The 17,627-nt window shown below is 52.8% G+C and carries 14 protein-coding genes; 9 read left to right on the forward strand and 5 right to left on the reverse strand.

Annotated elements, in window-relative coordinates; genetic code table 11:
- The first annotated feature begins 350 nt into the window (after window positions 1-350).
- Window positions 351-803: a GNAT family N-acetyltransferase gene (locus tag FIV02_RS13860; protein ID WP_152488941.1), complete on the forward strand. Its 453-nt coding sequence runs from the start codon at window positions 351-353 to the stop codon at window positions 801-803.
- Window positions 804-1,035: 232 nt separating this feature from the next.
- Complete coding sequence (locus FIV02_RS13865) at window positions 1,036-1,323, forward strand: hypothetical protein (protein ID WP_150605599.1); 288 nt, start codon at window positions 1,036-1,038, stop codon at window positions 1,321-1,323.
- Between the two features lie 946 nt (window positions 1,324-2,269).
- On the opposite strand, the gene FIV02_RS13870 is transcribed toward FIV02_RS13865, so the two are convergent.
- Together FIV02_RS13870 and dbpB (FIV02_RS13875) are read right to left on the reverse strand one after the other, a co-directional pair.
- Window positions 2,270-2,719 carry a hypothetical protein gene (locus FIV02_RS13870; protein WP_152488942.1) on the reverse strand — a complete coding sequence of 150 codons (450 nt, stop codon included), beginning with the start codon at window positions 2,717-2,719 and terminating at the stop codon, window positions 2,270-2,272.
- A 31-nt stretch (window positions 2,720-2,750) separates the two neighbouring features.
- Entirely contained in the window at window positions 2,751-3,797 is a 1,047-nt protein-coding gene (gene dbpB, locus FIV02_RS13875; protein WP_152488943.1) for a DGQHR domain-containing protein DpdB, read from the reverse strand.
- Between the two features lie 169 nt (window positions 3,798-3,966).
- Between dbpB (FIV02_RS13875) and FIV02_RS13880 the strand changes: the two genes are divergently transcribed.
- From FIV02_RS13880 to FIV02_RS13910, 7 genes are read left to right on the forward strand one after another with little or no spacing between them, the layout of a single operon-like run.
- Complete coding sequence (locus tag FIV02_RS13880) at window positions 3,967-4,902, forward strand: hypothetical protein (RefSeq protein ID WP_152488944.1); 936 nt, start codon at window positions 3,967-3,969, stop codon at window positions 4,900-4,902.
- On the forward strand, window positions 4,899-6,026 hold the full coding sequence (gene dbpB, locus FIV02_RS13885) for a DGQHR domain-containing protein DpdB (protein ID WP_152488945.1): 1,128 nt from the start codon (window positions 4,899-4,901) through the stop codon (window positions 6,024-6,026). The genes FIV02_RS13880 and dbpB (FIV02_RS13885) overlap by 4 nt, the downstream gene beginning before the upstream one ends.
- Window positions 6,023-7,333, forward strand: coding sequence for a tRNA-guanine transglycosylase DpdA (gene dpdA, locus FIV02_RS13890; protein ID WP_152488946.1), 1,311 nt, complete (start codon window positions 6,023-6,025; stop codon window positions 7,331-7,333). Before dbpB (FIV02_RS13885) ends, dpdA begins: the two co-directional genes overlap by 4 nt.
- On the forward strand, window positions 7,317-8,381 hold the full coding sequence (dbpB, locus tag FIV02_RS13895; RefSeq protein WP_152488947.1) for a DGQHR domain-containing protein DpdB: 1,065 nt from the start codon (window positions 7,317-7,319) through the stop codon (window positions 8,379-8,381). The genes dpdA and dbpB (FIV02_RS13895) overlap by 17 nt, the downstream gene beginning before the upstream one ends.
- Before the next feature lie 19 nt (window positions 8,382-8,400).
- Window positions 8,401-9,105, forward strand: a complete 705-nt coding sequence (gene queC, locus FIV02_RS13900; RefSeq protein WP_152488948.1) for a 7-cyano-7-deazaguanine synthase QueC — start codon at window positions 8,401-8,403, stop codon at window positions 9,103-9,105.
- Window positions 9,102-9,734: a 7-carboxy-7-deazaguanine synthase gene (gene queE / locus FIV02_RS13905; RefSeq protein ID WP_152488949.1), complete on the forward strand. Its 633-nt coding sequence runs from the start codon at window positions 9,102-9,104 to the stop codon at window positions 9,732-9,734. The genes queC and queE overlap by 4 nt, the downstream gene beginning before the upstream one ends.
- Window positions 9,734-10,174, forward strand: coding sequence for a 6-carboxytetrahydropterin synthase (locus FIV02_RS13910; protein WP_218571692.1), 441 nt, complete (start codon window positions 9,734-9,736; stop codon window positions 10,172-10,174). Before queE ends, FIV02_RS13910 begins: the two co-directional genes overlap by 1 nt.
- 79 nt (window positions 10,175-10,253) lie before the next feature.
- Here the strand turns inward: FIV02_RS13910 and dpdD are convergent, their stop codons facing one another.
- Genes dpdD through dpdJ form a run of 3 tightly spaced genes read right to left on the reverse strand, consistent with a single transcriptional unit; the run spans window position 10,254 to window position 17,615 of the window.
- On the reverse strand, window positions 10,254-12,521 hold the full coding sequence (gene dpdD / locus FIV02_RS13915; protein WP_152488950.1) for a protein DpdD: 2,268 nt from the start codon (window positions 12,519-12,521) through the stop codon (window positions 10,254-10,256).
- Window positions 12,499-13,050 (reverse strand): phospholipase D-like domain-containing protein DpdK, encoded by a 552-nt coding sequence (dpdK, locus tag FIV02_RS13920; RefSeq protein WP_003121426.1) that lies wholly within the window; start codon window positions 13,048-13,050, stop codon window positions 12,499-12,501. The genes dpdD and dpdK overlap by 23 nt, the downstream gene beginning before the upstream one ends.
- Window positions 13,047-17,615 (reverse strand): protein DpdJ, encoded by a 4,569-nt coding sequence (gene dpdJ, locus FIV02_RS13925; protein WP_100222002.1) that lies wholly within the window; start codon window positions 17,613-17,615, stop codon window positions 13,047-13,049. The genes dpdK and dpdJ overlap by 4 nt, the downstream gene beginning before the upstream one ends.
- Between the last annotated feature and the right edge of the window lie 12 nt (window positions 17,616-17,627).

Raw genomic sequence — 17,627 nt, forward strand, 5'->3', positions numbered from 1 at the left:
GCTGGGACAGTCTAACGGGGACCAAAGCCATGCGATTACTCCTACTTGGGAGGGATACTACAAGGGGCTACCAGAACTGCTTACGAACGCTCCTAGTTCCACCAGCAGGATCAGTTGCTGCGATACTCCATCGCCTGTGCCATCTGCGTACAAGCGCCCTGGCCAGGGTACCCGCGCCAGATGCCTACCCTGAGTTATAGATGAACAGGCGCGGCGTTACACCGTTTAGTCGGCGGGCAAGGCGTCGACTTGAGCGCAATCGCAAGGCGCCGGGAACAGAGCAAGCCCCGCTTCCGGCCAGCAGCGCCCCCGCGTTTTCAACCAGACCTGCCCGGACAAGGATGAACAGGATGCAGATCCGTGAACTGACCCGCGACGACCTCCCCAGCGCCAGCACCCTGTGCATGGACGCATTCATGCTGGCGGTCGCGCCCTCGCAGCCGCCCCAGGGCGTGGAGACCTTCAGCAAGCTGGCAGACGCAGCGGCATTCGCCGAGCGCATGGCCGGTGACAACCTCATGCTCGGCTGCCTGGAGGATGGCGCGCTGACGGGGCTGATCGAGCTCAAGGAAGGACGCCATGTGGCGATGCTGTTCGTGGCGCCGGATTGCCAGCGCAAAGGCATCGGCCAGCGCCTGATCGACGCGGCGATGGAACATGCCAGAGGCGACGTGCTGACGGTACGAGCAGCGCTGTCTTCGGTGAAAGCTTACGAGCGCTATGGATTCATCCTGACCGGCGAAGTTGGCGAGTTCGCCGGGTTGATTTTCCAGCCCATGGAAAAGAGGCTGACCTCCATCTAGGCCAGGTCTGAGCCGCTATTTCCGGCAAGCAGAGCTGCACGCCGCGTATCCACGGCGAGTCGATTCGACCCGATCAGCGCAAGGCTATTCGGACACCTCGGCCCCGCCAGACAAGTCCGAATGGACTGGGGCCAACGTAGTACCTCAACTATGGAAATAGGCTTACACACATGCGTAACTGAACTCCGGGCCATTCAGCTAAGCTGGAGCCTGGACTCGATAGGAGCACGCAATGTCTGCCAAGGAAGAGCAGCTACTGCAGCTACTGGGCCTGATGGCTCGCAGCATGACCCACATGACGGCCTCCCTGACGGCCATGGCCTTCGATCAGCTGCAGAGCCAGGACGCCACTGTGCAGAAGGCTGCCAAACGCATGATCGAACGCATGCAAGCCATCAACGAGGAACTGGACCAGCAGTGGGAGCTGGTCGGTCAACTCACCGGCGAGCGCGACCAGGAATTGCTCGCCGAAGCCCTGGACTTTTCGCTATCGCCAGCACGCAAGGAAGCGGTTGATTGAGGGCCCCGTCATAGCCTCACTTGCTGGCGAGGTTTTTATCCTGCGCTCTTCAGCGTCTGCTGCCAGCCAGAAGCTCGCTGACTCATTGTCCGAACATGCAAACCTGTGTCTGAAGCGGCGTCGATCTGGATATCACCTCAATCGCCAGGAATGCCCGTAGCTCAAAAACGAAAACAGCCAGTGATTTCTCAACTGGCTGCTCCCATTGGAGTCGCTTGGTCGGGACGGAATGATTCGAACACTCTACCCTTTGCACCCCATGCCGGAGGTCGACCTTATAAAGCATTGATTTTATTAGGATAAATTTGGGCGCTCGCTGCAGCCATTGCTCTACTCTATCCGGCGGTTATCAACGATTCCCCGCAAAAGTCCCTTAGTCGTCGAAGGTTGCTGGAGCAACATTGCAAGTGAGTTCTGCTGGATCGCTCACAAGTGGCAAGGCGTTTCATTCACCCCCCAAACTAACCAGAGGTTGCGGCCTGAAAAAGGAAGCCAACACATAGAAGCAGAAGCCCGATTACTTTGACGGCAAAGTGCGTTCGGCGTGGATAAACCGCATGTAACAAATGACGATCGAGTCTATCTAGCAACATCTGATGCCCCCACATCACCCTAATGCTCTGACGTGAGCACGGTGCTGATCGAGCCAAATGAAAATCTCGAACAACCTCACCTCTAAGCCTAAAATAGTCCGAAACTCGCCGACTCAACAAAGGGCCACGAAGAAAATCAATAGCCCCGTAGAGCCCCCAAGCAGGACACAATATGCTCCGAATATCTGTAGAGAAAGCTTTACACCAACAGATTGTCATTCAAAAAAATTGAAGGTTCCTGGCGAACACCACGAAACAATTGCGCCTACTCCAATCGCGGTTACAGCAAAGAGGACCTCTCCGGTGGGAGTGGGCACGTGGAGGCGCTCTTTCAACTCAAATATTTCCATCCATCACATACGCGAGACAGAGAAATAATGCTCCCATTCAGCAACATCATCACGTAGCATTTTGAACAGAAAATTCACGATTTTCGCCCTATCCTCCCCCAGAGAGACGGTGAATGTAGCTATAGACAAAATCATAGAACTCACGGACTTAAAGTCATTTTTTGACTGAACCAAGCTAGAGACCCTATCAATCAGCGAAAGCATTTCATGCTGAGAAAAATCCAGAGAGCTTACGATGTGATTCCCAGGATCGTTCATCAGAATATAAGCACGAGTGCGCAACCCGTACACCTCCATCAAGAGACCATATCCGCTGCCTGCAAAAGTTTTGTCCACCACGGAAATATTCTGCAACTCCGTTTGAAAAATTCCAACCAAATCTAAGAGCCTAGAAGAAAACTCTCTAACCAAGAGTTGTTCAGACAAAGCGCGCGAGGAAAATTGCTCAGACATAACACCACCGTAATGACTGTAAAATTAGAATCTAGAAAGACTTCCTTCTAACGATCCTAGTCAAATAATCAGAAAGCGCATTTATATCACTATGCAAATTCTGGATAGAATTCCACGACCGAGCGCCGCTCCTAAACATCCATTCACCAGAGCCTTCAGTCCAAGCTGTATGCCCCACTAATTTTTGAAGGCCAATTTTAAACATCGGAGCGCAGGGTGCCCCCTTCTCGCAGACTGCCTCCATCACGAATCCCATTGATATTATTCCTGCACTATGAACAAGCCTAGAAGTTCTTGGAATATGCCCATGCCAGGATGCTCCAAAAACATCTTGCACCGCCACAAAGAACTCACTTATCGCAAGAAAGCATCTATCTTCCCCATCCGACAACTCAATAGTCTCTCGACAGTATCCGTCCGACAGCGAATTCATAACTAGCCTCTGAAGAGCGTTATCACTAATAACGCCCCCGGGATTCGTATGCTGCTTGATCTGCCCTAGCAATGATGAGCGAGAGTCAAAATTAAGCAATTCAACCACTCGTGCCGCTCGCGCACGATCCGTCATCCGCTTGGGCAAACCATCAACCGCAGGCAGCAACTCATATATCAGCGACTTAGGTAATGGACTGGTGTTATTTACCAAAATAAACTGCCTACGCAATTCTTCAGATGTATCACAAATAAGCGCTGATACGAGCAGTTGAAAATCACGTCCTGGCAACCCCGCCATTGCAGACAAACGTTGCTGGCCATCCACCACAAATCCAACAGGTCCTTGCGAGACATCCACTTCAATCTCAACCAAAGCCCCTGCTTCACCCCTAACCCGAACACCGCCGATAAAGGCCAGAACGATAGCATTAGGCATCACGGAGTCAGACCGCCCCAGGTAGTCTCGTATCTCTCTGATGTGCCTTGACACAAGCGGTCGCTGGAAACCAGAGAGGTTTCCGCACTCATCTCGCCTCACTCGATCAATAGAAGCGATTGCCAGGATCTGCTCAGCAGTCGCTGCAAACGAAAAAACCTGGTGATTGGGGCTCTGGCGGGCCCGAATCGCGGCAAACGTGAGCAAAACATCGTCCTCATTTCATCAGTTAAATGCCAGATGAGCGGCGGCCCCACCTGGTACCGACAAGGGACTCACAACTGACCAATTGCGCTGCCCCATGCAGTTATTCGATGGTAGGATTGCATACCCAGAAATAACTGCAACCCTTCAACGCAGAGATGCAGCAGTTTTCATGAGCACCGTCATCATCACCAACTGCACAAACCGCAAGCGGCTCGGGGGGCAACCCCCTCTGGAGCTATGCACCGCTCAGAACCAGTCGCTAGCGGCCACGGCGGCCACCTGGATACAGCAGGTAAAGGCAAGAACCTTCACTCGCCCAGCTGAGTCGCTTTACACGGGCAGGAGCGTGCAAGACGCGAAATGGGTGGCACAGAAACTCGATGCGGAACTGATGTTCGCCTCAACAGGCCTAGGCTTGATCGGGGGCGAACAACCCTGCCCGTCTTACAATCTAACTGTCGCAGCAGAGCCCAACTCCATTCGTCCATGGCTAGCGCGTATGGGTCTGACCCCTTCAGACTGGTGGGACGCGGTCAACAATCACTGGCAGCGCCCCAATCCATTAGCGACACTTGCCAAGCGCACAGATATTAATCGCATCCTGATAGCGCTATCCGCGAACTACATCGACCTAGTCGCGAACGATCTAGAACAGGTCGCGACCGACGACCGGTCCAAACTGAGATTCTTCACTTCACGCCCCGGTATTGAACGACTACCGAAGCAATTCCGCTCTTTGGCTATGCCTTATGACGATCGCCTTGAAAGTTCGCGATTCGCTGGCACCCGAGCCGACTTCCCACAAAGGGCTATGCGACACTTTGTCGAACTTACCAACGCCTCTACCAACCCCCTCAGTGCAGATTACCAAGCTGTCAGCGCCGCCATGTCTGCACTCCCGCTAGTAGGCACCATAAAGAGACGCCGCGCCTCAGATGAAGAAGTGAAAGCGTTAATGGTTGAAGCATGGGATGCTCAGAAGGGTAGTTCCTCTCGCCTTCTACGCTACCTGCGCGACGATGCACTGGTTGCATGCGAACAATCTCGCTTTAGGGGTTTATGGCTAGAACTGAAAAGCCGCAGCATGCTACGGAGTAAAGTATGAGCGGAAAAGATCAAGAAATTGTTGTGCGCGCGCTGCGCACTACCCAAGGCGACAACCTGGATGTTTACGCACTCTTTATTCGCGGATCTGACTTGGTGCGTATTGCTGATATTAGCCGAATTTCAAGGGACGACAGTGACACCCTCAAAGGGTTTCAGCGACCCGAAATACGTAGCCATGTAAAAGGGATTATTAATTACCTGAACCAAGGTGATGTACTTTTCCCTAACGCAATTATTCTAGCACTGTCGCCCGAAATAAAATTTATGGCCTCTCGCGGTAGCAAACCTACAGGCGATGAAGGCATTGCACAGGCTGGCACCTTAAGAATCCCGCTTCATGCTGAAGGTCTTCGATCAGCCTGGATCGTTGACGGCCAACAACGTGCCTTGGCACTAGCAAAAGCAAACAATGCGGACTTACCAGTTCCAGTTGTCGGGTTCGTATCAGACAATTTAACCACTCAACGAGAGCAGTTCATTCTCGTCAACAAAGCCAAACCACTACCAACAAGGCTAATAAATGAACTACTACCAGAAACAGGAACCATACTCCTGCCGCGAGAACTGAGCGCTCGAAAAGCGCCTGCCGAGTTATGCGGCTTACTAAACCGGGACCCTCGCTCGCCGTTTTATCGACTTATAAAACTTTCCTCTGACAGAGAGACTTCTGACGCTGTAGTCACAGATACAGCCATCATAAAGATGATCCGCACCAGCATGACCAACCCCCTTGGTGCCCTGTACCCCTACAAGTCAAACGATGAAGAAAAAACCGACGTTGAAGCAATGTATCAACTGTTAGTTTTATTTTGGCGGGCTGTTAAAGAATGCTTCCCTAACGACTGGGCACTTGACCCTAAAGAGAGTCGCCTAATGCACTCTGCAGGCATTGCAGCCATGGGCTATATAATGGATCTCGTTTGCGCCAAGATAAGCGGACAAGACGCCAACTACAGCCTCATACGCAAAGAAGTTGAAAAAATAGCCCCCCATTGCGCTTGGTCCTCGGGAAAGTGGCCGCTACTCAATGTTGCTTGGAATGAAGTGCAAAGCACCCCCCAGGATATTAAGCACTTACAGGACACTCTACTTCGTATATATATGAATAGTTCGCGCGCATGAAATTTTTATACGCTGACACACAAGATTACGTCGATCCCGAATATGACTTCCTCAATGACCGTAACGCACCAGGAAGAAAAAGATACTGGGACGACCAATATGCCCATGAAATGATGTCGCCCGCACCATATGATGGACTACTGGTGTCAATGAGCGCGGTACGCCCCGCTGCGGGTGTGTCTAACTCTAAAGTTCGTTACTCCACAGCAGAACAGCAACGCTTCTTAAGAGAAGGCGCGCGAAAATTTCTTCGACTTAATGGACAAAAGTTTAAAGATGCAATGGTCATGGGTGACTGCGGTGCATTTGCTTACGTAGAACACCCCACCCCAGCCTATGCTCCTGCCGAAGTAGTAGATTTCTATGCAGATGGAGGCTTCACTCACGGGTGCTCTCCTGACCATATTATTTTTAATTGTGACTCAAGCAATCCACCTGCAGAAGATCAAGATGACGATATAATCTATCGCTACAACATAACACTTGCTAACGCAAAAGAATTTCTTCGTCTAACGAACGAGGCAGGCAGACCTTTTGAACCCCTTGGAGCTGTGCAGGGCTGGTCGCCCAAGAGCATGGCAGCAGCTGCAAAATCGCTCGAAGATATGGGGTATCGGTATCTAGCTATTGGTGGCTTGGTCCCGCTAAAGGTCGAGCAGATACATGAAGTACTGAAGGAACTCCGAGCGAGCATCAAGGCGGAGACTAATATTCACTTACTAGGCTTTGCCAAAGCTGAGCGAATCCACGAGTTCACTAACTATGGCATCACAAGCTTCGATTCGACGTCCCCTCTAATTCGAGCCTTTAAAGACGCAAAATCGAATTACTACCTAGAAAACACAACAAGCAAACTAGACTATTACACCGCAATTAGAATCCCCCAAGCAATAGAAAACCCGAAACTAATGCAAGGCATTAAACGGGGCGTTCTCAGCGCGGAAGCACTTCAAGAAAAAGAAGCCATAGCACTACAGACCTTACGAGATTACGACAAAGGTTTAGCTGACTACGAGGCAACCATCAGTGCTCTAAGCAACTATTTACGACTTACACTTTCAGGCTCGATTGCATCTACGGAGGAACTTGAAAAAGAAGTAGCCAAGAGCATCCGCCTGATTAGACCCACTCTTATAGATAAGCCTTGGAAAAAATGCCAATGTTCCATCTGCCAATCGGCAGGAGTCGAAACGATAATATTCAGGGCAAGCAATAGAAATAAGCGTCGAGGATTCCATAATCTGGGCGTATACCATCGACACCTACAACGCACTTTAGAAAAGGCAAGAAATGATCTATCGATTTAAAGGCATCCGAGCAAAGCAAGCGCCTAATCATGACGTCTTTACTTTTGCTGCGACCCCGAAACAAATTCTTGCTTTCTCGGAAATCGAAAGGATCGGCCGAAATGAAGAAGGCCATTTACGCGGATTCCAACGCCACCAGGTCGCCTCTCATATTCAGGAGATTCGTGACTATCTTCGTCGCGAGGATGCCCTTTTACCGAACGCTGTGATTCTTGCGTTTCTAGATGGAGTTACCATAAAAGATATTGGGGATAGCATTGTTGAGGTAGTAGTAGATAGCACTGAACAAAAGCCTGGATTCGTGGTCGATGGGCAGCAGCGCCTAAGTGCATTAGCCACAATGGAGAAAGGTGAGTTCCAAGTATTCGTTTCCGCATTAATTTGCAAAGACTACAACGAACTGAGACAACAGTTTGTCCTTATTAACAATGCACGCCCACTGCCAAAATCCCTTATCTATGAATTGCTCCCTTCAGTTGATGGATTGCCAGAGCGCTTTACTAAACGGAAGTATGCCGCGCGCATTATTGATCTTCTCAACTCAACTCCTGGCTCTTCGCTTTTCTGCGAAGTCAAGCAACACACCAACCCAAGAGGGATGTTGAGCGATACGGCAATGCAAAAATTAGTTATGAACTCTGTCAGCGATGGAGCGATTCAACAATTAATGCAATACGAAGACTTTGAGGGACGCTCATTTGAGATCATCAACAATTTCTTCCATGCCGTAAAAACTGTATTTGGACCCGAATGGAACGGCCTAAGCCCAAGACACTCCAGATTAAAACATGGCGCAGGAATAATTGCCCTTGGCTTCGTGATGGACGAAATTTACGCTAAGCACGGCACTTCCATGAAAGATGGGTTCATTGACGGACTAAACTTACTTAAAAAACATACTGCCTGGACCAGTGGCCAATGGAACTTTTCTGAGAGTGATATTCGCCCCTGGAATGGCGTTCAAAACACACCGAGCGATATCGCACTACTTTCAGATTTCTTAACTCAGAAAATCAGAAAAGAATACCGACAAAACAAACCGACATGAAGGTTTAATGGAGGTCACTATGCACAAGAACGCACTGGTTCTGTTCTCCGGCGGTCAAGACTCCACGACCTGCCTTGCTTGGGCGCTAGATCGATACGATCATGTTGAAACGATAGGCTTCGATTACGGACAACGCCACAATGTAGAGCTTGAGTGCAGGCGTCAGGTTCTTCAGCGCCTTCGCACTGACTACCCCCGCTGGGGAGAAAAATTAGGGGACGATCACTTCCTTGACCTGAAACTTCTTGGCCAGATCAGCGATACCGCGATGACATCTGAGAAGGAGATCGAGTTCAAGGAGAACGGCCTGCCTAACACCTTCGTCCCCGGACGTAATCTGCTGTTCTTTACCTTTGCTGCCGCCATTGCCTATAGAAGAGGGCTTAGCGTGCTTGTGGGCGGGATGTGTGAGACGGACTACTCAGGCTATCCAGATTGTCGAGACAACACCTTGAAATCGTTGCAGGTCTCTCTCGGCCTTGGCATGGACATGCCGTTGGTTATTGAGACCCCTCTGATGTGGCTGGATAAAAAAGAAACCTGGGAGCTAGCCAAAAACCTTGGCGGAACTGGCTTTGTCAAACTAGTTCAAGAAGAGACCCATACCTGTTATCTAGGAGACCGCCAACGCAGACATGACTGGGGATATGGCTGCAACGAATGCCCTGCTTGTGAGTTGCGCCGGACCGGCTTCGAAGCATTCAAGCGAGACAATGACGCATGACCTACAGCGTCAAAGAGATCTTCTACACCCTGCAAGGCGAAGGGCTTCGGGCTGGCAGACCAGCTGTGTTCTGTCGATTTGCAGGTTGTAATCTTTGGAGTGGTCGGGAAATTGACCGCTCAAGGGCCGTTTGTCAGTTCTGTGACACCGATTTCGTGGGCACCAACGGAACCTTGGGGGGTAAGTACCTGACTGCAGAGGCCTTGGCCGAGCGAGTTTCCTCGCTATGGCCAGTTGCCCAAGAGCATCGCTATGTCGTGCTCACAGGAGGCGAACCGTTAATGCAGGTTGACGTAGCCCTGATTGCAGCCCTGCACGATCAGGGCTTCGAAATCGCAGTCGAGACCAATGGGACCATTCCGGCACCGCCGGGGATCGATTGGATATGTGTCAGCCCTAAAGCCGGGGCCGATTGGGTGCAGCGTAGTGGCCACGAATTAAAACTCGTCTATCCGCAGCCTGGCCTGCTCCCAGATGCCATCTCTGATAGCGACTTTCAGTACAACCTACTGCAGCCTATGGATGGACCAATGCAGAAACAAAATACCCGCTCTGCCATTGCTTATTGTCAGGCCAATACTAAATGGCGACTTTCCGTACAAACACACAAGATATTGGAGATCCGCTGATGTCCACGCCTGCAGTTGCTCCTCCCTCCCCTTCTTCCGCCGCTGAGACCATGGTCAATTCGAATAGCAAGACGGTCTGCGAATTGTCGCAGCGGTTCTTCTTCGAGGCTGCCCATACGTTGAATCGTGACATAGAGACGGAGAGTAGCCGGCGCATCCATGGGCATACCTATGAAGCGGAGGTCACCGTCGCTGGTCAACCAGATGCCACCTCCGGCATGCTAATTGACCTAGGCTACCTACGAAGTGAGATTGCCCGTGTTCGCGAGATGCTCGATCACCGACTACTTGACGAGGTGCAGGATCTGGGGCCGGCCACAATCGAAAACTTGTGTGCTTTTATCCGTAAACAACTTGAAGATTCAGTGCCTAGCCTATGCGCCGTGATGGTCGAGCGTCGCCTCAGCGGGGACCGCTGCCTGTTACGCTGGACGCGGTAGACTTTGATCACATAGGCAACGCTGACGGATTGCTCACTCGACAATGCGCGTAGCACTGGGATCTTTACGATCCTAAATTTCAGCAATGTCGCTCAATTTCGCTCAAGACACAGCCCAAAATGCTAGCACTCCCCTTTCCCGTAGGGAGAAGGGTTTCCATGTCGCCGCGGGCTTCCTTCGCAGCGTAATAAGCTTGGTGCTTACTGCTCTTCCAGGCAAACACGAAGATGTCGGCTGTCGCCGCCAGATTCTTAAGCTTTTCGGTTGCCACCAGGTCAGCGTTCACCTCCACCCGAGCCAGAGGTAAGATCTTTCGCAGAAATTGGCGTGCGCGCTGCCCAGCTGGCTCAGTTAGGGTATAGATGCCGATTAGACCGGCGAAGTCTGCATGCGCAACTGTGTCGGCATGATCTTCTTCCTTAAAGGGGAAGGCCTCCAGCAAATTGGCACAACCGTAATCCTTTGCCAGCAGGGACAGAATCGCATATTGCGCCGGCTTGAGGCGGTGAGCGTGGGTGCGTGCCATATCCACAACTGCCATAAAAAAGCGCAGTCGCGATTCGCTGTCAGGAGAGCCATGTAAGACCAGTATTTCAGCCGCATTAAGCGCCCAGTCGATGTTAGTGGGTGCATTGTTGGCTGTAACTATCTCCGCATAGCTATCGAGTGCTTCGACGTAATCGTCCTTCGACGGACCAAGGCTGATCAACGCCTGCATGAGAACAGAGGCCAGTTCAAGTTCATTGACCGAAACCACCCCACTCCATGCGACGATGCGGATCAGCATTGAGTACAGAGGTATGAATCCTCGCACTGGATGAGCCTGGCGATCGACAAAGAACTCAACTAACGCCACGAAGGCATCGCGAAACACATGCTCTGCCTCGCCAGTAGCATTGCCGATCCTCTCGGCTAACTGGCGGCAGGATTCTGGATCTAAAGCGTAGGCCTCTGGGCTCCAGCGCAGGAGCGCTTCCTCAAGGATTTGCAGTGGTGGCCGCTCGTAGCGGCCAGCTTCGACATAGCGAACCCAAGTCAGCCAATTCGTATCAGGCCTCTCTTGCGAAGCCTTTTGCACCTCAGAGGTGTCCACCGACTCCGACTGCAATTGCTGCAGCCTGGCCAAGTCACGCTTTGTCCAGGTTGCCCGCACATCCTCGGATGCAGTGTTTATCGCCGTAAGCACCCGTCGGGTGATTTCAGCATCACCCAACTCCACCGCGCAACGTAGTAAGACGCTATATGTCCATGCTGCGGGGAAAGCTTCAAACGACAACTGCGAGGCCAACTCATAGTCGTCGTCAACCAAGGCCTGACCTGCCAATACACAGGCATCAGTCCCGGACGGCTGAACAGACGCCAATCGACTGGACCAACGCGCGATTAGTTCGCGCCCTGCAGAGATCGGATAAGCGGCAGCAATGGCCTCGCAGCGACCTACATTTGGCTCATCCTGTGTTAGTTCATAAAGCAGGAAGGCCTTCAGCACATTGGGCTGACGTATTCCTTTCCGCTCCCGAAACAGAGCGCCAAAGTGCCGAGAAATTTCGTCCCGAAATACGGCCAGGATGGCGTCGACATTCGGATCATTCTCGATGGCTGTGATATAGGTTGAATAAAGCGCCTCGACCAAGTCAGCGATGGTCTGGGCCGGTAACGACAGACCAAGAACGGACTTGATCAGCGAATAGTTGTGTGCCAATTGATGCTGGCGGCCGAGTCCGGCCAGCATGCGGATTTCCAAATACTTGTGCTGCTCCGCGTCAATACGACCGCTAGCGATCAATTCGTCGCATAAGTATCGAGCATCCGCCTCGTTGCCGACCAAGAGCGCCCGATCGAACTCCGCACGAATCTTGCCGAACGGACGTTGGGTACGGTCTGGGATTTCTGGGCGACGACGCAGCAAACTGAGATACAACTGCAAGGCTTGCGTAATGTCGCCACGCGCCGCCGCATTCACCGGCCCTATGCGGAAAACGAAACGGCCAAAACGGTCCTGCAGCGCGCATTCGATTTCGTCAGTACTAGCGGCCTGAATCGGTTGTCCACGGAAGTCGCTATAACTGGGGCCAACAACAGCTGTCAGTTCCTGCGCCAATGCGACTGCCGTGGCCTCACTCTCAGCCAATGCATACCACTGAGACGGACCATCAGCATCGAACACAGGTAAAACAATAGGTGATTTGGAGTCTTGGTTAACAAAAGCAGCAATCCATGGGCCAACCTGCTCCAGCCATGCCGCCGGTGCTTTGCTGCCGGCTATGGTTTCCCAGTGCAGCGCATTGCGACCTGAGAAGAAACGCTCTAGCCAGAATTGTTCCTTAGGTGGAATGGAGTAAATCATGCGCCCCCCTATAGCGGACAAACTCAAGTCGGGTGCGACCAAGGTCGTGCTGGTCGAGCGAGTATTCGACCCATTCGTCGTTGATCACCATGCCGCTATAGGTCAGGTTCATTGAGCCCATCAAAAGGCAGCGCGTGAGCAAAATGCCCTTGGTATGCAATTGGTCGTGAATGTGTATGTCTATCTGATCTTCCAGGCAGCACTCACGAACCAGGTCGGCAATCCGGGTACGGAAGGCATCGTTGCTAGCTTCGTTGCGGGTGACGACGTTGACCCTCGTTCCGTGGTTCATCAACGTCACGAGCACGTCGGCGAGGCGGATCTCGCGCCTTCCCCACTCGGGATTGAGGGCATCGAAGCTACCGGAACGATTGTCGATCAAGACAACATTGCTGATCCAGGGAGAAACGATCCAAATCTCGTCGCCAGGTTGCAACACCTCCGCCACGAACATGGTCTGCAGCAACTCCTGGATAGTCGTGACTCCAGTAGTTTGCGTCTTGAAAATTCGCCGGTAGAGAATATTCATTGCACTGCCTCAACGAGTTCAATATCAGCCTCTATCATGGATTGGGTTTGACGGATTCCTTGGAGGCGGGCGTATGCACGCAAATAGCCTGACTCTATTGGATTGGTTACCAGTGTATTGAGCGCCGCAGCCAGACGAGCACGTTCGTCTTCAGGACAGGTCAGCGTCACCTGACGGCCGTTGGTGAGTTGCTCGGCAGTCTGTCCCAACCAATCAGCGTCCAGAACTGATATGCAGGCGCGATCGTCGCCGATCGTCTCCGCAACTAGCAGGCGCTCGATTAAGGGCAATTCAGTGAACGGATTCCTTATTTGTAGTGCGGACTGACGTATCGCCCGACCGCGGGGCCACAGCAGGCCGGAAATAGCGCCAATGCGCCAGGCCACGCGATCACCACCTGCCGATGAGCAGATATCGGACACGACACGGTCAATTCCGTCCGATTGACTCAAGTAATAGCTAAATACGCGCAAATCAATCTCGATGCCTATACGCATCTCCTCGCCTTGCCACTGACTTAGTGCTCGGGAAAGGTAAAGATCAGTCGCAGCGCCGGATCCAGGCCGCAATACTCGGTTACCAAGCGCAACCAAAAAACCGTGGAAGGGTGAGAAGCCTTCCTGCATCAGCGTTCGACGTAAGTTTCGGAAGGACCGCGCCATTTCCTCTTGGCTGTCAGCAGCACGGAATTCGCGCACCAGTTCAGCGCTTCCCGAGGCGCCGCTACCGTCGTCCTCAGCTAGCACGGTAACCATTTGCTTGAGTTGATGGTCGATTAACTCAAACTCCCCCATGCCCAAATTGGCACGCACGGTCGCGAAGAAACGGCGCGGATCCTCCGCGTAACGCCGCATAAACTCCTCGATCAGTCCGTTCCCCCCTGGACTTCGCTCAGTAAACCAAGCCTCCATTACTTGAGAATCGGACCCAGCGGCTTGATCAGGAAAAGCGGGGCCGCGGTCTAAGTCCACTGTCAAATCTTCCGGATCGATACTCGGGCATAGGTCCGTAATGGATCGTAGAAGCGCAGCAGCAAGGGTGGAATGGTAGACCCCGCGTAGCCACGGCTCCCAACTGGAGTCGATCGGTTCCCAAAGCATGGCACCAAATCCATGCAATTCCGCAGTCACAATGGGGTCACGCAGATACGCGTCCAACTCCTGCCGTAGCTTATCCGGGCTACCTGTCGTCATGTCGTCGCCATGTACTTCGACCACTTGCGACTGGAATAGAAGGCTCAGCACGTCCGGTAGCGAAATCGAAGCCTGACCGTATCGAATGGAGGCATCGGCCTCAGCCAAGCTGATCTGCCTTACTATCGCTTCAAAGGTAAGGGCAGACAGATAGATATGAGCTAACCACTCGCGCATGAATGGGCTACGTATCATGGCTAATCGCTCACCTCGCCACGCAAGGTTGATGAAGCGGGCACTGCGTAAAGCACGCCACTTCGCCCCATCTTCAGATTGCTGCCGTAAATGCAAGTTCGTGGGTACTAGGACCTGGAACACCATTCCGTCGGCGGAAAATTGCGCCCCCAAGCCCACCGACTGGCCTTCACGTTGGAACAACGTATCGGCCCGAACCCTCTCCGAACCGACAGTAATCTCCGCTGAAGCGCCGACTGCGAAGCGTCGTATCTCTACTGGTGCATGGCGTGAATGCGTGAAAAAGCCGATACGGGTGACGATCTTTGCCCACAGGCTGCCGAGGGGCGGCGTCAACCAATTTGGCTCGATGGTGGCGATAATCTGACTATGCCACTCCAACGAGGCATTCGACGAATCTTTCACTTCCGTAGGAGGTGATTGCGGTGCCAAACGCACCGGACGATATACTGGCAGCGCTACCGTTTTATCACCGCGGCGTACCAGATACTCCCCTAACGGCTCGTGACTGCCTATTGCGTCGATATCAAGGCCGAAGATATCGCTGCTAATGCCCGGTTCACTTTGGACGTTCGGCGACGGTGCGATCCAATGCCGCTCAGTACGATAGCGCACACCGAAGCGCCGACTTACGCGTCCAGGTGCGAACTCGCGCATTGCAGCGAACACTGACATCACTGAAGTATTTAAAGGGCTTGTCGAGTGCGGATCTGTCAGATCGATGACAACCTCCGCTAAGTTGAGGTCAGCGAAAAGAGAACCTGGAATAAAGTCCGGTAATGGAGTGTTATATGCTTGGTAGTCCTGTTGCGGGTTACCGTTTGCACTCCAATTAGTCGCTAGGCGACGGAGCGCAGTCGGTAACACGGTTGTCAGAAGCGGTCGCGGGTACTCCCACAAGATTGCCGATAATTCTTCATCTGAAAGGCGAAGCGCTCGGCGTAAATAGTCTGAGAGGCGTCGGGTGCCCGTTTCGGTTTCAAGAATATTTCTTAATTCGCGTACCAAGCGCTGGCGCCGATGCGCATTGAATTTTTGGCCACCGCTCAGGTCGCTCCAAACGCTGCCTGCAGAAGCATCCTGCAGTCGCAGTGCTAAGTAATCGATCGTGGCATACACCGCTTGCATGCGGGTAATGTATCGATTTGCCAAGGGGAGTGTACGGACCGGCAATTCCGGGTCGAACAGCAAATCGTAACTTTGGTAAGCAACACGATCGCGGCCATAGTCAGACAGCACGATCGCTGTCCAGGGACGCATATTACGTGTGCGGCCGCCACGCCCCTTTCGCTGCAGGAACCCCGCCATACCGCGCGGTGCCTTATGCTGAATCACCGCGCCGACGACTGGATCGTCGAATCCCACTTCCAGCACGGCGGTGGCAACAATAACGTCTGCGTCGGAATCAACACCACGATCCTGGGAACTAACCCGCTTTACCGCCAAGCGATGCTTGAGTCCCTGATGCAAGTCTTGGCAGAAGCGCCAATCTTGCCCGTTGGCATAACGCAAGAGTGACGGTCCGGCCTCGCGCAGCACCGCCAGGCCACCATCAGGCGCATGACGCATGTCCGGGTCACCATAGCTATTACGCCCCTCTGCACTGAGTAAGTCGAAATACAGACGATTGATCACATCTAGGTTGTCAGTGAAGACGAAGGTGCGTTGGCCGAAAGCACCGTGGCTGACCGACTTTTCCAGTCGCGCAGATTTGGGATCGAGGCAGCGCTGCAACACCATGGCAGCCTGGATGGTAGTGGAAAGCAGTGCCGTGCGAGACACCGGATCACCGCGCAGGGCAATCATGTATTCGGCGCCTTCGAATTCGATCTCATCAGCACGCGGCGACACTTCATCTACGAGGTTAGGGCGACAACCGGTTAGCGCGGAGAAAAACTGCGATGCTTCTCGCAGGGTCGCCGACAAACCCACAAAGCGCAGCGGTTGCTCAAGCAGACGTTGCCAGCGCCGCATTAGGTAAGCCACTTGAGCGCCATGCTTGCCCTCGTAAGTGTGTACCTCGTCCATCAACACTAGTTCTGGTGCATGCAGTGCCTTGGGTCCAACGCCAAAAAGATGCATCATCGAACTGTCCGAGAGGCGCTGGTTTAGCATCTCGGTAGTGGTGAACAAGATGTCCGGTACGGAGCTTTTAAGCGCTTCCCTAGTGAGCGGGAAGACGGAGCCATCTAACACCGATTCACAGCAGGCACAAACTAATCGTTCGCGACCCTCGCTGTGATCCCTGTGCAACCACCGCAACTCGCCGCCACAGTCGAGGCACGCAAGAGTCGGGCAAACTCGATCATTACCTATTTTTGGCCAATCACAGAACTTTGCGGAATGCGGGGTATCACCATAGAGGGCCCCGACGCAAAACGACACCTTGTCCTCTTGTGGCACACCGGCTTGTAGGCAACGTATCCGCTGAAAGACTTCACGAAGTTGATCTTTGAGCAACTCTGTTCGAGGATATATAGCGATCGCCTTAACCCAGCGCTTAGACTTTCCATCCATCAACAGATGACGATAGATCGACGCTAAGGCCGGTACATAGAAGGCAAGCGTCTTACCACTGCCAGTACCCGCGCAAACGATGGTCGCCAACTCCACACCTGTTTCGATACCACGCAATATGCGCTCCGCCGCACGTACTTGAAAGCCGGACAGACTGAGCATACGGCCAGATGGCATTAGCAGGGCTCGTACAGCCGCCAACAGCGCTGGACTTGAGGCCACTTCGCCGATCATGAGCAAAGCCTCTTCTACGGAGATGTCACGCGCCGGATAGCGACGGCGACGACGCAGAAAGCGAAAGTCGGCGACTAAGTTAGGTGCATGCTGCCATCCGGTGGGCCCTGCGTGTTTCGGAAACAACTGCCGCAAGCGCTGAAGTAAGCGCACGGTTTCCGCCATGCGTGATCGGTAACCTGTGGCGCCACCATTTCTGGGCACCTCAGTTATCCATTTGCGCTGCAGTAGTTCCGCAAGGACCTTCTCGACGGAGAAAAAATCCTCGAGGCCAGCACTTATGGCAGTGTCAATCAGGGGATTGAGCAAATCGCTGATTTCTTCATGACTGAAGTTACCATCGACGATGCCCCAAGCCAGCAGCCTTACTTCACGCTCTTCGATGCTATCCAACACCGAAGCAAGAAAACGTTCGCGTGCTTCCAAGATGACTCCGTT

It is taken from the genome of Pseudomonas sp. THAF187a (assembly GCF_009363395.1).
Classification (GTDB): domain Bacteria; phylum Pseudomonadota; class Gammaproteobacteria; order Pseudomonadales; family Pseudomonadaceae; genus Aquipseudomonas; species Aquipseudomonas khazarica.

Excerpts from the sequence above, each read along its gene's own strand:
- dbpB (WP_152488945.1), top strand. The coding sequence starts at position 4,899 with ATGAGCGGAAAAGATCAAGAAATTGTTGTGCGCGCGCTGCGCACTACC.
- FIV02_RS13865 (WP_150605599.1), top strand. The coding sequence starts at position 1,036 with ATGTCTGCCAAGGAAGAGCAGCTACTGCAGCTACTGGGCCTGATGGCT.
- dpdA (WP_152488946.1), top strand. The coding sequence starts at position 6,023 with ATGAAATTTTTATACGCTGACACACAAGATTACGTCGATCCCGAATAT.
- FIV02_RS13880 (WP_152488944.1), top strand. The coding sequence starts at position 3,967 with ATGAGCACCGTCATCATCACCAACTGCACAAACCGCAAGCGGCTCGGG.
- FIV02_RS13860 (WP_152488941.1), top strand. The coding sequence starts at position 351 with ATGCAGATCCGTGAACTGACCCGCGACGACCTCCCCAGCGCCAGCACC.
- dpdK (WP_003121426.1), bottom strand. The coding sequence starts at position 13,050 with ATGAATATTCTCTACCGGCGAATTTTCAAGACGCAAACTACTGGAGTC.
- dbpB (WP_152488947.1), top strand. The coding sequence starts at position 7,317 with ATGATCTATCGATTTAAAGGCATCCGAGCAAAGCAAGCGCCTAATCAT.
- FIV02_RS13910 (WP_218571692.1), top strand. The coding sequence starts at position 9,734 with ATGTCCACGCCTGCAGTTGCTCCTCCCTCCCCTTCTTCCGCCGCTGAG.
- queE (WP_152488949.1), top strand. The coding sequence starts at position 9,102 with ATGACCTACAGCGTCAAAGAGATCTTCTACACCCTGCAAGGCGAAGGG.
- dpdD (WP_152488950.1), bottom strand. The coding sequence starts at position 12,521 with ATGATTTACTCCATTCCACCTAAGGAACAATTCTGGCTAGAGCGTTTC.
- queC (WP_152488948.1), top strand. The coding sequence starts at position 8,401 with ATGCACAAGAACGCACTGGTTCTGTTCTCCGGCGGTCAAGACTCCACG.
- FIV02_RS13870 (WP_152488942.1), bottom strand. The coding sequence starts at position 2,719 with ATGTCTGAGCAATTTTCCTCGCGCGCTTTGTCTGAACAACTCTTGGTT.